Below are 14,364 nucleotides of genomic sequence, written 5' to 3'. Positions count from 1 at the left end.
GCTGTGCGGCCCTGGCTCAGCGGAGCTCCGCGGCGAACCCCGCCACGGCCTCGGTGAGCTCGCGCAGCACCTCGAGCTCACGCCGCCAGTCACCCGTGTGCCACCCGTGGTCAGCCCCCTCGATGCGGTGAGCCGGCGCCTCGATCCGTGCGACCGCCGCGTCGTCCCACGCTGCGTCCTCGGTGCCGGCGACGAGGAGCGCCGGGGCAGTGGCCCGGGCGAGGTCACGGACGCAGCCCTCGTCGGTGAGCAGGGGGGTGGTCCACACCGCCGGGATGCCGTGGTCAGCGACCCAGCCGGCCCCCATCGTGCCGATGGACTTGCCCACCACCAGGTCGGGCGGGCCGGACTGGCCGGTGTCCCACTGCGACAGGACGCCCTCGACCACGCCGCGGGCGTCCTCGCGCGACCCGCCGGACAGGGACCACTGTGCGTGCCACACGTCCCAGCCGTCCAGGGTCAGGGCCCGCATCGGCAGGGCGAGCCCCGGCATCGACGCGTTGTACCCCGCACCGGGCAGCACCAGGACGCGGCGCGCACCCGGGGAGGACTCGCCGGTCCCCGCCCAGCGGGTGAGCTCGCCGGCCATCAGACGGACCCCTGCTTCTCCACCACGAGGATGCGGGCCGGGCCCTGCGGGTGGGCCACGTGCTCGTCACCGACCCCAGCGATGCAGATGCGCCCCGGGGTGAGGCGCTCCACGTGCTCGGTGCCGTCGGAGCGGTAGTGCATGTCCACGATGCCATCGAGCACCACGAACACCTCCGTGCCGTCGTTCACGTGCCAGATGTAGGGCTCGTCGGTCCAGTGCAGGCGCACCGAGGCGCCCTCCACCAGTGCCAGGTCCTGGGCGCCCCAGGCGCGGTCGGCGGTGTACTCGGCGGCGGAGAGGAAGCGCATGGCGCAACGGTAGCGGCGGAGCGTTCCCGTCGGTCCGCCCGTAGGCCACCTGCCCCGCCGACTGACCGTAGGGTGAGCCGCATGTCTGCTGTCACCCCGCCGGTTCCCCCGGGCCCGCCCGTCGCGCCCCGTCGTCCGCTCGAGCGCCAGCACCACGGCCAGCTGTTCACCGACGACTGGGAGTGGCTGCGCGACACCGAGGACCCCGAGGTGGTCGCCCACCTGCAGGCCGAGAACGCCTGGACCGACGCCCAGCTCGCGCCGCAGGATGCGCTCCGCGAGCGCATCTTCGGCGAGATCAAGGCCCGCACCCAACAGACCGACGTCTCCGTCCCGTCCCGCCACGGCCAGTGGTGGTACTACACGCGCACCGTGGAGGGCCAGCAGTACCCCCTCCACGCCCGCGTGGCCGCCACCGGCGAGTACGCCACCGACCGACCCCGACTCGATGCGGGGAACGTCCCGGCGGGCGAGCAGGTGCTGCTCGACGGCAACGCCGAGGCCGGGGACTCCACCTTCTTCTCCCTGGGCGGTTTCACCGTCAGCCGCGACGACGCCCGGCTGGCCTTCGCCGTGGACACCGCCGGCGACGAGCGGTTCGCGGTCACGGTGGTGGACCTGGCCACCGGCGAGCGCATCGACGAGTCGATCACCGGGGTCGGCTACGGGCTGTGCTTCAGCCACGACGCCACCCAGCTCTACTACGTGCGCGTGGACGAGTCCTGGCGCCCGCACGAGGTGTGGCGACACACCATCGGCGCCGACCCGGCCACCGACGAGCTGCTGCACACCGAGTCCGACGAGGCCTGGTGGATGGGGCTGGACAGCTCCGGTGACGAGCGGTGGGTGCTCATCGGCAAGGCGTCCTCGGACTCCAGCGAGTGGTGGTTGGTGGACGCCACCGACCCGGCCTCCCAGCCGCAGGTCGTGCAGCCCCGCCAGGACCGGCTGGAGTACGACGTCGACGTCGCCGGCCGCGACCTGCTGCTGGTGCACACCCTCAACACCCGCGAGGGGGAGCTGGCCACCGCCACCGTGGACGCCCCGGGGCTGGAGCACTGGCAGCAGGTGTCCCCGCCGGCCGAGGGGGAGCGCCTGCTGGGGTGCGAGCTGTTCGAGCACTTCGCCCTGGTCTCGATGCGCCGCGACGGGCTCACGGGCCTGCGCCTGCTGCCCCGCGGCGGGCAGGGCGAGCCCGCCACGTCCGATGACGGCCTTGCCCTCGGCGCCCCGGTGGACGTCGTGCCCGATGAGGCGCTCTACACCCTCGGCGCCGGCACCAACCCCGAGTTCACGGCCACGACCCTGCAGGTGGTGACCGAGTCATTGGTCACCCCGCCCACCACCAGCGAGTACGACCTCGCCCCCCTGCTGGCCGGCGACCCGCTGCCTGCACCCACGGTGCTGCGCCAACAGCCGGTGCTCGGCGGCTACGACCCGGCCGCCTACACCCAGGAGCGCCTGTGGGCGACGGCCCAGGACGGCACCCGCATCCCGATCTCGCTGGTGCGGCGCAACGACGTGGAGCCCGACGGCACCGCCCCGGGCCTGCTCACGGGCTACGGCGCCTACGAGGTGTCGAACGACCCGGACTTCCGCATCAGCCGCCTGTCCCTGCTCGACCGGGGCGTGGTCTTCGCCATCGCCCACGTGCGCGGCGGCGGCGAGATGGGCCGCGCCTGGTACGAGGCCGGCCGCATGGAGCACAAGGCCAACAGCTTCACCGACCTCAACGCGTGCGCCCACGCCCTGGTCGATGCGGGGTGGGTCGATGCGGGGCGTCTCGCCGTGGAGGGTGGGTCGGCCGGGGGCCTGCTGCTGGGTGCGGCGATCAACCTGGAGCCGGACCTCTACCGGGCGGCCCACCTGGCGGTGCCCTTCGTGGACGCGCTCACCACCATCCTCAACCCCGAGCTGCCGCTCACCGTGGGGGAGTGGACCGAGTGGGGAAACCCGCTGGCGGACTCCGCGGTCTACGACCGCATGGCGTCCTACACCCCGTACGAGAACGTGCGGCAGGCGCAGTACCCGGCCATGCTGGCGACCACCAGCCTCAACGACACGCGCGTGGGGTGCGGGGAGCCGACCAAGTGGGTGCAGGCGGTGCGCTCGCAGGTGACGAACGACCCCATCGAGCGTCCCGTGCTGCTGCGCACGGAGATGGTCGCCGGCCACGGCGGGCGCTCCGGCCGGTACGACGCCTGGCGCGACCGGGCGCTGGAGCTGGCCTTCCTGCTCACCCACATCGGGGTGGAGTCGTGACCGAGCACGATGCGGGCAGCGGGCCCGACGTCGTGCTCCCCGAGGGGCGGGAGATCACGCGCCTGCAGGTGTTGAGCACCATCTGGTCGGTGGTGGACCACGCCTCGGGCATGCAGGACGACGTCCCCGCCCTGTGGGCACGGTGCGCGACCGACGCGGAGCCCACCCGGGTGATGCGGCTCCACGCGTCGGGGAGCGTTCCGCCGGCGGCCGCTGGGGGTGAGGGCGGATCCGGTGCGGCTGACGCGCTGCCGGAGGAGTCGCTCACGGTCACCGACGAGCAGGCCGGGTACCGGTTCGCGTCGCGGCTCATCTCCTCGTCCATCGCCGAGCACGTGGGTCAGGCGCTGATGCTGCACGCCGGCGCCCTCACCGCCCCGGGCAGCAGTCGTGCGATCGCCCTGGTGGCCGCGTCCGGCACGGGCAAGACCACTGCCAGCCGGGTGCTGGCCCAGGCGGGATGGGGGTACCTCACCGACGAGTGCGTGGCCGTGGGGGAGGACCTGGTCATCCAGCCGCTGCCGAAGCCGCTCTCCATCGTCACCGACCCGGCCGTCGGCGGGCACCTCAAGCACCAGGTGGGTCCCGACGAGCTGGGCATGGCCCTGCCGGAGCACCCCGCATCGTTGGGTGGGCTGGTGCTGCTGCGGCGTCTGCGCACCCAGGAGGAGGTGCAGCAGGATGGAGGCACGCTGCCGCGGTTGGAGCAGGTCGACCTGGCCGAGGCGCTGGGGCGTCTGGCGCCGCAGAGCTCGGCGCTGAGCCGCACGCCCGGGGGGCTGGGCCGGATGGTCGAGGTGGTCCGCGAGGTGGGGGTGGTGGAGCTGGTCTACGCCGAGATCGAGGAGGCCTCGGACCTGCTGGCCGAGTGGGTGGCGGGTCAGGTGCACCATCCGCGGCGCGCGGCGGACGAACCGAACGTGCTCGTCGGCGGGGCCCCGTGGGACCAGGTGCCCGAGCGGTCCACCGACGACGAGCCGCTGCCGTCCACGGCCCGGGTGGAGCGCGTCGACTTCTCCACCGCGGTGCTCACCACCGACGGCCAGGCCGTGGTGATGACCGGGTCGGAGGTCACACAGCTGGGTCCGTTGGGTCGGGTGCTGTGGGAGCAGCTCGGCGAGCGACCCCGCTCCCTGGCCGAGCTCCAGGAGGTCCTGGTGGAGACCTTCGGGGAGCACCCGCAGGCGTCCCTCATCACGGCCGACGCGCTGGCGTCCCTCCGGCGGCAGGGTCTGGTGCGCGTGGTCTGACGCGCCCACGCGACCGCCCGCTGCCCGCGAGTGCGGACAACGGGCGGTCAGCGGTGCTGTCCCTGGGGGAATCGTTGTGCCCCAGGGGATCATCCTCAGATGTGGTAGTAGAGCTCGTACTCGTACGGGTTCGGGCGCAGGCGCATGGGCTCGATCTCGTGGGTGCGCTTGTAGTCCACCCAGGCGGCGATCAGGTCGTCGGTGAACACGTCACCCTCGGTGAGGAAGTCGTGGTCGGCCTCCAGCGCCAGCAGTGCGTCGTCCAGCGAGAAGGGCAGCTGCTCGATGGCGTCCTGCTCCTCCGGCGGCAGCTCGTACAGGTCCTTGTCCACCGGCTCCGGCGGCTCGATGCGGTTGCGGATGCCGTCGATGCCGGCCATCAGCTGCGCCGCGAAGCACAGGTACGGGTTGGACGACGGGTCCGGCACGCGGAACTCCACCCGCTTGGCCTTGGGGGAGGACCCGGTGATCGGGATGCGGATGCAGGCCGAGCGGTTGCGGGCCGAGTACACCAGGTTGACCGGGGCCTCGTAACCGGGGACCAGGCGCCGGAACGAGTTGATGGTCGGGTTGGTGAACGCCAGCAGCGCGGGGGCGTGCTTGAGCAGACCACCGATGTACCAGCGCGCGGTGTCCGAGAGCTGGGCGTACCCGTTCTCGTCGTGGAACAGCGGCTCGCCGTCCTTCCACAGGCTCTGGTGGGTGTGCATGCCCGAGCCGTTGTCGCCCATGACCGGCTTGGGCATGAAGGTGGCCGAGCGGCCGTCCTCCCACGCGGTGCCCTTGACGACGTACTTGAACTTCATCATGTCGTCACCGGCGTGGAGCAGGGTGTTGAACTTGTAGTTGATCTCCTGCTGCCCGGCGGAGCCCACCTCGTGGTGGCTGCGCTCCACCTCGAGGCCCACGTCCGACAGGTTGGCGCAGATCTGGTCGCGCAGGTCGGTGTAGTGGTCGGTGGGGAAGACCGGGAAGTAGCCACCCTTGGTGCTCACCTTGTAGCCCTGGTTGCCGCCGAGCTCCTCGGCCCCGGTGTTCCACGCGGCGGCCTCGGCGTCGACGGCGTAGAAGGAGCTGCCGGGCTTGGTCTCGAACCGCACGTCGTCGAAGACGTGGAACTCGGCCTCGGCGCCGATGAACACGGTGTCGGCGATCCCGGTGGAGGCCAGGTACTCCTCGGAGCGGCGCGCGATGCTGCGCGGGTCACGACCGTAGGGCTCGTCGGTGAAGGGGTCGACCACGGCGTAGTTCAGGACCAGGGTCTTGGCCTCGCGGAAGGGGTCGACGAAGGCCGTCTCGAAGTCCGGGAGCAGCTTCATGTCGGACTCGTGGATGCCCACGAAGCCGCGGATGGAGGAGCCGTCGAACATCTGGCCCTCGGCCAGGGCGTCGATGTCCACCGACTTGGCCGGGATGTTGAAGTGCTGCATCACCCCCGGGAGGTCACAGAACCGGATGTCGAGGAACTGCACCTCCTCGCGCTCGATGTAGTCGATGACCTCTTGCGGGCTCTTGAACACCTCGGTGCCCTTCTGCTGGCGTGGTGGGGGGGGACGGGATCCAGCGTAGTCTCCGGCGCCCTGCCGCGAGAGCAAGGGAAGCCGGACACGCCACGTGCGACCGGTCACAGGACCGGTCGCCGGAGGCCGGGCCCCGCTCCGTACCCTGTGCGGGTGAACAGACGAGAGATCGGTTCGTGGCTCAGCGGCCCCCGGGCGGCCCTCCCGGAGGACCAGCAGGAGGACCTCGGGTACCCGGGTGAGCGGCTCGGCCTGCCGGAGTCGGGGGTCGGCTCCGTGGCACGCTTCGGTCCCCGCGTCGTGGCCCTCTTCATCGACTGGTTCGCCTGCCTGATCATCGCCGGGGCCACCTGGGGGAACATGCACGCCGGGGGGAGCGGGCAGATCGTCGCCCACCTGATCTTCCTCGCCGAGAACGTGGTGCTGGTGGCGGCGGCGGGCGGGACGCTGGGGCACCGGCTGCTGGGGATGCAGGTGGTGCGCCTGGATGGCCAGCGGGTGGGGGTCCTCGAGTCCCTGCTCCGCGGCGTGTTGCTGGCCCTGGCGCTGCCGGCGCTCGTCTGGGACCGCGACCAGCGCGGCATGCACGACTGGGTGCCGCGCACCGTCCTCCTGCGCACCCGCTGACCTCCCGGGGCCACCACCCCGGATCCAGGAAGGGGCCCCGCAGCAGTGCTGCGGGGCCCCTTCCGGCGGTGTCGCCTCAGCGGATGGTGGAGCGCTTCGCGGTGCGCATGCGCTGCGGGTCGACACCCTTGGGCATGCCGGCCTGCTTGGAGATGCCCCCCATGGCGGTCAGGCGGCGGTGCACCGCCTCGGCCTCGGGCTCGGTGATCTGCTTGGGCAGCTTCTTGGCCTGCTGGACGACCTCGCTGAGGCGGGTCCGGTCCTCCCCGGAGCCCACCAGGTAGGTGGTCACGGGGACCTCCGGCCCGGCGATGCGGTGGACCTGCTTCTCCTGCGCGGTGAGCATGCGCTGGGCCGGACCCTTGGGGCCCTCGGCCACGAGCAGCACGCCACGCCGGCTGACGCCGCGGAAGACCATCGCGGCCCCGCTCATGTCGTTCATGGAGCGGGCCCGGCGGGGCATCTCGGCGGCCACCGGCTCCTGCTCGTACCACCAGCCGCGGCCCAGGGCCTGCAGGACGGCGCCGGCCTGACCGGGCTGGCCCTCCACCTGCGTGTAGGCGGCCTTCTGGGCGATGCGGCCGAGGGTGAAGGTCGTCGCCAGCACGGCCACCGGGAGGCCGAGGACGAGGAAGTACACGAACAGGTCGAAGAGCAGACCCAGGGCACCGAAGAGCACCATGACGCCGAGGAAGACCGCCAGCAGGATCAGCGGCGTGTTCGGGTTGGCCGCCTTCGACATGTCGTAGACGGAACGGATCTGGGTCCCCAGGCCCTTCACGCGCTCGGTGAGCTTGGGCTTGTTCTTCTTGTCGGTCGCCATGCGGCTGTCGTGTCCTCGCGTTCGCAGGGGTGGGTGTCTTCGCAGGGGAGAGGGGCTCAGGCGGAGGCGCCGAGCCGCTTCTCGACCAGCGTACGGGCCTCCTGGCGGGCCCCGTCGTCGACGGCCTCGCCGAGATGGGCCAGGTGCTCGGGGATCGGGCGCCCCAGCTTGCGCATGGTGGTCGCCCACAGGCGGCCGGCGCGGTAGGAGGAACGCACCAGCGGGCCGGCCATGATGCTCATGCCGAGCTCCTCGCCGTACTCCGAGAGGGCGAGGAACTCCTCCGGCTTCACCCACCGGTCGATCGGGTGGTGCAGCTTCGAGGGGCGCAGGTACTGGGTGAGGGTCAGGATGTCGCAGCCGGACTCGCGCAGGTCGCGCATCGCCTGGCGGATCTCCTGGTCGTCCTCGCCCATGCCCAGGATGAGGTTCGACTTCGTGAGCAGCCCGTCCTCCTTGGCCATCTCGATGACCTTGAGGGACTTCTCGTAGGTGAACGCCGGGCGGATCTGGCGGAAGATGCGCGGCACCGTCTCCAGGTTGTGGGCGAAGACCTCCGGCTTGGCGTCGAAGACCTTCTGCACGAGCTCAGGCTTCGCGCCGAAGTCCGGGGGCAGGATCTCCACGCCGGTGTTCGGGTTCTGCTCGTGGATCGCGATGATCGTGTCGGCGTACAGCTGGGCGGCGCCGTCGGGCTGGTCGTCGCGGGCCACCCCGGTGACGGTGGCGTAGCGCAGCTCCATCTGGGCGACCGAGCGCGCGACCTTCATCGGCTCGGCGGGGTCCAGGGCCATCGGCTTGCCGGTGGCGATGTCGCAGAAGTCGCAGCGGCGGGTGCAGGTGTCACCGCCGATGAGGAAGGTCGCCTCGCGGTCCTCCCAGCACTCGAAGATGTTCGGGCAGCCGGCCTCCTGGCACACCGTGTGCAGGCCCTGGCCCTTCACCATCGAGTTGATCTCCCGGTACTCCGGGCCCATCTTGGCCGTGGTGCGGATCCACTCGGGCTTCCGCTCGATGGGGGTCTCGGCGTTGCGGGCCTCGACGCGCAGCAGGCGGCGGCCCTCGGGGGCGACGGTCACGGGTTCTCCCAGCGGTTGACGGTGACTCGGTCTGCGCGCCTCGGGGCCCGGCGGTCTCCCGCCGGCGGTGGGGGCACAGTTGGTGCTCAAGGATACGCCGCGGGGGTCGGGAACATTCCCGGCGCCCGCGGCGTGCCGGCGGGTCGTGAGCGTCCGCCCCTCAGAGGGCGGGCCAGCCCTCCAGGAGCTCGCGCAGTTGACGCTCCACGCGGGGCACGACCTCGGTCACGGTGATCTCCCGGCCGAGCTCGGCGGCCAGGCTGGTGACCCCCGCGTCGGCGATGCCGCAGGGGACGATCGTCTCGGCCCAGGAGAGATCGCAGTCGACGTTCAGGGCGAAGCCGTGCATGGCGACGTCGCGGGACACCCGGATCCCGATGGCGCCGATCTTGCGGTCCGGGCCCTTCTCGTCGGCGAGCACCCAGACGCCGCTGCGGCCCTCCACGCGGGCGGTCTCGACCCCGAGCTCCGCGCAGACCCGCATCATCATCTCCTCGAGGCGGCGCACGTAGGCCACCACGTCGACGGGGTCGGGCAGCCGGACGATCGGGTACCCGGTGAGCTGCCCGGGGCCGTGCCAGGTGATCTTCCCCCCGCGGTCGACGTCGACCACCGGGGTGCCGTCCAGCGGGCGCTCGTGCGGGGAGGTGCGCTTGCCGGCGGTGTAGACCGCGGTGTGCTCCAGGAGGAGGACGGTGTCCTCCCCGCCGTCGGCGACCCGGGCGTGGGTCTCCCGCTGGAGGTCCCATGCCGCGAGGTAGTCGACGGTGTCCGGTGCGAAGCCCACGTGCTCGATGCGCATGGGGAGAGGCTACGCCTGTGGACGACGGCCGGCACGGGGTGGGTGCCCCGCTCCACAGTGGGGGGCATGACACGGCTCAGCGAACTTCTCGACGAGGGGTGGACGCCCTCCGCCCCCGAGGTGTGCGACCTGCTGCGGCAGGTGGGGGCGGACCTGGCCCGGCTCCACACGGCGGGGGCGGTGCACGGCGGGGTGACCCCGGCCTGCCTCGAACGCACCCTGGACGGGGGCTTCCGGCTCCTGCCGGCCGACCCCGCGGGGGCCGACCCGTGGTGGCGGGGCGCCCCGGAGGTGCTCGACGGGGACGCACCCTCCCCGGCCTCCGACACCTTCGACCTGGCGGCCACGGTGGAACGGCTCGTGCAGGACGTGCCCTGGGAGCTGCCGGACTCCCTGCGCACGGCGCTCTCCCGTGCTCTCCGCAGCGTGCCGGAGGCTCGCCCCTCCATGACGGCACTGGTCGTGTGCGGCACGCAGGAGCTCGGGGACGCGCCGGTGGCGGGGCCTGGCGAGCCGGGTGACCCCGGGACGGACCGGCCGGAGGGGGCCGGTCCGGCGGGGGAGGCCGGGCCGGCGCCGCTGGGGCTGCTGCTCCCCGGGGAGTCGTCGCGGGCGGAGGCGGACGACCGGGCAGGGGAGGCGCAGCGGGACGAGCTGGCCGCCCTGGTGGCCGACTTCCGGGCGGCGGCCGACGGGGAGCAGCAGCCCCGCCGGCCGCGGGGTTGGCGGCGACCGGTGGTGGTGGCGGCCGCCCTCGTGCTGGTCGGGGTCGCGGGGGTCGCCCTCGTGGCCCCGGACGGTGGGCAGGACGGGGCGGCCACGGCGGTGGAGGCGCCCGCCCCCAGCGCCACCTCGGAGGCGGCTCCGACGGGGGACGCGGAGTCCGCTGAGCCGAGCGAGCCGTCCGGGGCGGGCGAGGTGGCGGAGCCCGCTGGGCGAAGCGCTGCCCCACGTCGCACCCCGTCGGCCTCCTCCACCTCCACCGGCGTTCCGGTGCCGGTCGAGAGCCGTGCCGCCGAGGAACCCACGGCCCGGCAGGTGCAGCAGCTGCTGGACGGACGGGCCCGGGCGTGGGCGGAGCAGGACGAGGAGGCGCTGGCGCGGGTGCTCCACCCCGGGGGGCCGGCGTGGCAGCGTGACCTGGCCGCCTGGGAGGCCAGCACGGAGGGTCGAGCGGGAGCCGCCGAGGGAGAGCTCCTGGGGCAGGTCGTGTACAGCGTGGACGGGTTGAGCGTGGAGTCGGTCGAGGGGCGGACCCACGAGGTCCTGGCCACGGTCACCCGCCGGGTGGGGCGGCAGGAGGTCACCGAGGCGATGCGGCTCACCCTGCGACCGACCGGGGACGGGTGGCGTCTCGTCGACTGGACGAGCTGACCCGCGCTGCGACCGGGCGCCCTGCACGCCCGCAGGCCCCCACCGCGCGTGCGGTGGGGGCCTGCGGGAACCAGGGGCCGGGAGGGATCAGACCTCGAAGTGGCCCTCCTCCAGACGCTGCTTCATGGTGTTCAGGAAGCGGGCGGCGTCGGCGCCGTCCACGATCTGGTGGTCGTAGGACAGGGCCAGGTACACCATCGAGCGGATGGCGATGGTCTCCAGGCCGTCCTCGTCGGTGGTCACGACGGGGCGCTTGACGACCGCACCGGTACCGAGGATCGCGACGTTCGGCTGGTTGATGATCGGCGTGTCGAACAGGGCGCCGCGCGACCCGGTGTTGGTCAGCGTGAAGGTGGCGCCGCTCAGCTCGTCCGGGCCGATCTTGTTGTCCCGGGTGCGGTTGGCCAGGTCATCGATCTTCCGGGCGATGCCGGCGATGTTCAGCGAACCGGCGTCCTTGATGACCGGGACCAGCAGACCCTTGTCGGTGTCGACGGCCATGCCCAGGTTCTCCTGGGCGTGGTAGACGATCTCGTCACCCTCCAGCGAGGCGTTGACGGTCGGGTGCTCCTTGAGCGCGTCGATCGCCGCCATGGCGAAGAAGGGCAGGAAGGAGAGCTTGACGCCCTCGCGAGCCTGGAAGTCCTTCTTGGCGCGGTCGCGGAGGCGGGCCACCTTGGTGACGTCCACCTCGACGACGGTGGTCAGCTGGGCCGAGACCTGCAGCGACTCCATCATCCGCTGGGCGATGACCTTGCGCAGGCGGCTCATCTTCTCGGTGGTGCCGCGCTTGGCCTGCAGGTCCTGCAACGCGCCGGAGCTACCGGAGCGGGCCGGCTGCGAGGCCTTCTGCTCGCTCTTCGGAGCCTGCTTCGGGGTCTCCTGGGCAGGCTTCTGCTCGGTCTGCTCGGTCTGCTCGGTCTGCCCGGGGGCCTTCTCCTCGGCACCCGCGCCCTCGGCGGCAGCCAGCACGTCCTGCTTGCGGATGCGGCCACCGATGCCGGAACCCTCGATGCTCGCCAGGTCCACACCGTGCTGCTTGGCCAGCTTGCGGACCAGCGGGGTCACGTAGACGTCGGCGTCGATCGCGTCGCCCTTGCCCGCCGGCTTCTTCGGCTTCTCGGCCGGGGCGGACTCCTTCTTCGGGGTGTCCTGCTTCGGGGAGGCCTTCTTCGGCTCGGACTTCTCCGACTTCTCCTCGGCCTCCTCGACGGCCTCCTCCTGGAGCTCCTCGTCGGCGTCCGCGGCACCCTCGGGGTCCGTGGTCTCTTCGTCGGACTCCGTGTCGTTGGACTCGGAGGCACCGGCCTCACCGCCGATCACGCCCAGCTCACCGCCGACCTCGACGGTGTCGTCCTCGCCGGCGATGATCTTGCTCAGGACACCGGCGTAGGGGGAGGGGATCTCGGTGTCGACCTTGTCGGTCGAGACCTCGAGCAGCGGCTCGTCGACCTCGACCTCGTCACCCTCCTCCTTGAGCCAGCGGGTGACGGTGCCCTCGGTCACCGACTCGCCGAGCTCCGGCATGGTGACGGTCTGGCCGCCCTCGCCGCCGGAGGACTTCTTGGCCGGCTTCTCCTCGGCCTTCTCCGCCTTCTCGGGCTCCTCGGCGGGCTCCTCGTCCTGCTCGGGCTCCTCGTCCTGCTCGGGCTCCTCGGCCTCGGCCGGCTCCTCGTCGGCGGAGTCGTCGGACCCGCCAGAGGCCTCGCCGTCGCCGATCACGGCCAGCTCGCCGCCGACCTCGACGGTGTCGTCCTCCTCGGCGAGGATCTCCTGGAGCACACCCGCCACGGGGGAGGGGATCTCGGTGTCGACCTTGTCGGTCGACACCTCGAGCAGCGGCTCGTCGACCGCCACCTCGTCACCCACGGCCTTGAGCCAGCGGGTCACGGTGCCCTCGGTCACCGACTCGCCGAGCTCCGGCATCGTCACCTTCTCGGACATGAAGTACTCCTCATTGGATCGTCAACGGTCCTGGCAGGCCCTTTGCTCACCCATTGTCCACCTTCGCAGGCCGGCGGCTCCACCTGGGTGAGGAACCGCCGGCCTGGCTGGGTGTCCGGACGGGCCGGCGGGTCAGGCGTGGGCGTGCAGCGGCTTGCCCGCGAGCGCCAGGTGGGCCTCGCCGAGCGCCTCGTTCTGGGTCGGGTGGGCGTGGATGAGGGCCGCGACCTCCTCCGGCAGGGCCTCCCAGTTGTAGATGAGCTGGGCCTCGCCGACCTGCTCACCCATGCGGGCGCCCACCATGTGGATGCCGACGACGGGACCGTCCTTCTGGCGCACCAGCTTCACGAAGCCGGCGGTGGCCAGGATCTGGCTCTTGCCGTTGCCGCCCAGGTTGTACTCCAGCGCCTCCACGGAGTCGGCGCCGTACTTCTCCTTCGCCGCGGCCTCGGTGAGGCCCACGGAGGCGATCTCCGGGTCGCAGTAGGTGACCCGCGGGATGCCCGACTCGTCGATGCGCGCGGGCTCCAGGCCGGCGATCTTCTCGGCCACGAAGATGCCCTGGGCGAAGCCGCGATGGGCCAGCTGCAGGCCGGGGACGATGTCGCCGACCGCCCAGACGTGCTCGACGTTCGTCTGCAGGTCCTCGTTGGTCAGGACGAAGCCGCGGTCCATCTCGACGCCGGCCTCCTCGTAGCCCAGACCCTCGGTGACCGGGCCGCGGCCGATGGCCACCAGGAGGATGTCGGCCTCCAGGGAGGTGCCGTCCTCGAGCTGGACGGTCACGCCGTCCTCCCGGTTCTCGACACCCTGGAAGCGGACGCCGGTCCTCACGTCGATCTTGCGCTTCTTGAAGGCGCGCAGGAGGGTCTTGCTCACGGCCTCGTCCTCCGCCGGGATGATGCGGTCCAGGCCCTCGACGACGGTCACCTGGGCGCCGAAGCTCGTGAAGACGCTGGCGAACTCCACCCCGATGACGCCGCCGCCCAGGACGACGACCTTCTCCGGGACCCAGTCGAGCTGCAGGGCCTGCTCGGAGGTCATGACGCGACCCCCGACCTCGAGGCCGGGGATGAGCTTGGGGCGCGACCCGGTGGCCAGGACGACGTCCTTGCCGACGAGTTCGCGGCCGTCGACGGTGACGGTGTTCGGGGCGGTGAGGCGGCCCTCGCCCTCCACGTACTCCACCTTGCGGGCCTTGACCAGGCCCTGCAGGCCCTTGTGGAGGCGACCGATCACACCGTCCTTGTAGGCGTTGACGGCCGGCATGTCGATGCCCTCGAAGACCGAGCGCACGCCGAAGCTCGCGCTGTCCCGGGTGGAGTCGGCCACCTCGGCGGCGTGCAGGAGGGCCTTGGTGGGGACGCAGCCCTGGTGCAGGCAGGTGCCGCCCAGCTTGCCCTTCTCGACCAGGGCGACGGTCAGGCCGAGCTCGGCGGCGCGCAGGGCGGCTGCGTAACCACCGCTGCCTCCTCCGAGGATGACCAGGTCGTGCGTCGGCTGCGTGCTCGGCATGCGTGCTCCTTGCGGGGATCGGGTGCGGCGGCCCGCCCTGTGCAGACCGCTGATCGGGGTCATCGTGCCATGGGGGAGTGACCCCGCTCACGCCGCGGCCGTGAAAACCGGTGGACGCGCCGCTGAGGGGGCCAGGGCACGGTGGACCGTCCGCGCGCTCCGGACACCTCGGGCGCCCAGCAGGTGTTCGGGCGGAGGAGCGTCTGACCCTCGCACGCACGAGACGGCCCCACCGCCAGCTGGCGGTGGGGCCGTCTCGTCGGTCCGG

12 protein-coding genes are annotated in these 14,364 nt (G+C 72.2%); 4 read left to right on the top strand and 8 right to left on the bottom strand.

Annotated elements, in window-relative coordinates:
* Nucleotides 1–16: 16 nt before the first annotated feature.
* Together CFT82_RS01820 and CFT82_RS01815 are read right to left on the bottom strand one after the other, a co-directional pair.
* Nucleotides 17–589: a hypothetical protein gene (locus tag CFT82_RS01820; RefSeq protein WP_088817384.1), complete on the bottom strand. Its 573-nt coding sequence runs from the start codon at nt 587–589 to the stop codon at nt 17–19.
* Nucleotides 589–900: a cupin domain-containing protein gene (locus CFT82_RS01815; protein ID WP_088817383.1), complete on the bottom strand. Its 312-nt coding sequence runs from the start codon at nt 898–900 to the stop codon at nt 589–591. Before CFT82_RS01815 ends, CFT82_RS01820 begins: the two co-directional genes overlap by 1 nt.
* Nucleotides 901–981: 81 nt before the next feature.
* On the opposite strand from CFT82_RS01815, the gene CFT82_RS01810 reads away from it, so the two are divergent.
* Together CFT82_RS01810 and CFT82_RS01805 are read left to right on the top strand one after the other, a co-directional pair.
* Nucleotides 982–3,162, top strand: coding sequence for a S9 family peptidase (locus CFT82_RS01810; RefSeq protein WP_088817382.1), 2,181 nt, complete (start codon nt 982–984; stop codon nt 3,160–3,162).
* Complete coding sequence (locus CFT82_RS01805) at nt 3,159–4,412, top strand: hypothetical protein (protein ID WP_088817381.1); 1,254 nt, start codon at nt 3,159–3,161, stop codon at nt 4,410–4,412. Before CFT82_RS01810 ends, CFT82_RS01805 begins: the two co-directional genes overlap by 4 nt.
* Nucleotides 4,413–4,507: 95 nt before the next feature.
* On the opposite strand, the gene glnA is transcribed toward CFT82_RS01805, so the two are convergent.
* Entirely contained in the window at nt 4,508–5,932 is a 1,425-nt protein-coding gene (gene glnA / locus CFT82_RS01800; protein WP_088817380.1) for a type I glutamate--ammonia ligase, read from the bottom strand.
* A gap of 153 nt (nt 5,933–6,085) precedes the next feature.
* Here glnA and CFT82_RS01795 point away from each other — a divergent pair, with 153 nt between their 5' ends.
* On the top strand, nt 6,086–6,559 hold the full coding sequence (locus tag CFT82_RS01795) for an RDD family protein (RefSeq protein WP_088818270.1): 474 nt from the start codon (nt 6,086–6,088) through the stop codon (nt 6,557–6,559).
* Nucleotides 6,560–6,635: 76 nt separating this feature from the next.
* On the opposite strand, the gene CFT82_RS01790 is transcribed toward CFT82_RS01795, so the two are convergent.
* The 3 genes from CFT82_RS01790 to lipB form a co-directional block, all read right to left on the bottom strand.
* Complete coding sequence (locus CFT82_RS01790; RefSeq protein WP_088817379.1) at nt 6,636–7,382, bottom strand: DUF4191 domain-containing protein; 747 nt, start codon at nt 7,380–7,382, stop codon at nt 6,636–6,638.
* A 56-nt stretch (nt 7,383–7,438) separates the two neighbouring features.
* Entirely contained in the window at nt 7,439–8,461 is a 1,023-nt protein-coding gene (gene lipA, locus CFT82_RS01785) for a lipoyl synthase (protein WP_088817378.1), read from the bottom strand.
* Between the two features lie 160 nt (nt 8,462–8,621).
* Nucleotides 8,622–9,263, bottom strand: a complete 642-nt coding sequence (gene lipB / locus CFT82_RS01780) for a lipoyl(octanoyl) transferase LipB (protein ID WP_088817377.1) — start codon at nt 9,261–9,263, stop codon at nt 8,622–8,624.
* Between the two features lie 66 nt (nt 9,264–9,329).
* Between lipB and CFT82_RS12175 the strand changes: the two genes are divergently transcribed.
* Entirely contained in the window at nt 9,330–10,637 is a 1,308-nt protein-coding gene (locus tag CFT82_RS12175) for a serine/threonine-protein kinase (protein ID WP_143469449.1), read from the top strand.
* A gap of 87 nt (nt 10,638–10,724) precedes the next feature.
* Here CFT82_RS12175 and sucB read toward each other — a convergent pair whose 3' ends face one another.
* A complete protein-coding gene (sucB, locus tag CFT82_RS01770) occupies nt 10,725–12,581 on the bottom strand; it encodes a 2-oxoglutarate dehydrogenase, E2 component, dihydrolipoamide succinyltransferase (protein ID WP_088817375.1) in 1,857 nt (618 codons plus the stop codon).
* 132 nt (nt 12,582–12,713) lie between these two features.
* Nucleotides 12,714–14,096: a dihydrolipoyl dehydrogenase gene (gene lpdA / locus CFT82_RS01765; protein WP_088817374.1), complete on the bottom strand. Its 1,383-nt coding sequence runs from the start codon at nt 14,094–14,096 to the stop codon at nt 12,714–12,716.
* Between the last annotated feature and the right edge of the window lie 268 nt (nt 14,097–14,364).

The sequence above is a fragment of the Kytococcus aerolatus genome, assembly GCF_900187395.1.
Classification (GTDB): Bacteria; Actinomycetota; Actinomycetes; order Actinomycetales; family Dermatophilaceae; genus Kytococcus; species Kytococcus aerolatus.
Note: the sequence above shows the minus strand (reverse complement) of the source record. Positions and strands in the feature narration are given on the sequence as shown.

What these genes read in the sequence shown, in the direction of transcription:
- CFT82_RS01810 (WP_088817382.1), top strand. Translation starts at nt 982, where the DNA reads ATGTCTGCTGTCACCCCGCCGGTTCCCCCGGGCCCGCCCGTCGCGCCC.
- CFT82_RS01820 (WP_088817384.1), bottom strand. Translation starts at nt 589, where the DNA reads ATGGCCGGCGAGCTCACCCGCTGGGCGGGGACCGGCGAGTCCTCCCCG.
- lpdA (WP_088817374.1), bottom strand. Translation starts at nt 14,096, where the DNA reads ATGCCGAGCACGCAGCCGACGCACGACCTGGTCATCCTCGGAGGAGGC.
- CFT82_RS12175 (WP_143469449.1), top strand. Translation starts at nt 9,330, where the DNA reads ATGACACGGCTCAGCGAACTTCTCGACGAGGGGTGGACGCCCTCCGCC.
- CFT82_RS01790 (WP_088817379.1), bottom strand. Translation starts at nt 7,382, where the DNA reads ATGGCGACCGACAAGAAGAACAAGCCCAAGCTCACCGAGCGCGTGAAG.
- CFT82_RS01815 (WP_088817383.1), bottom strand. Translation starts at nt 900, where the DNA reads ATGCGCTTCCTCTCCGCCGCCGAGTACACCGCCGACCGCGCCTGGGGC.
- sucB (WP_088817375.1), bottom strand. Translation starts at nt 12,581, where the DNA reads ATGTCCGAGAAGGTGACGATGCCGGAGCTCGGCGAGTCGGTGACCGAG.
- lipB (WP_088817377.1), bottom strand. Translation starts at nt 9,263, where the DNA reads ATGCGCATCGAGCACGTGGGCTTCGCACCGGACACCGTCGACTACCTC.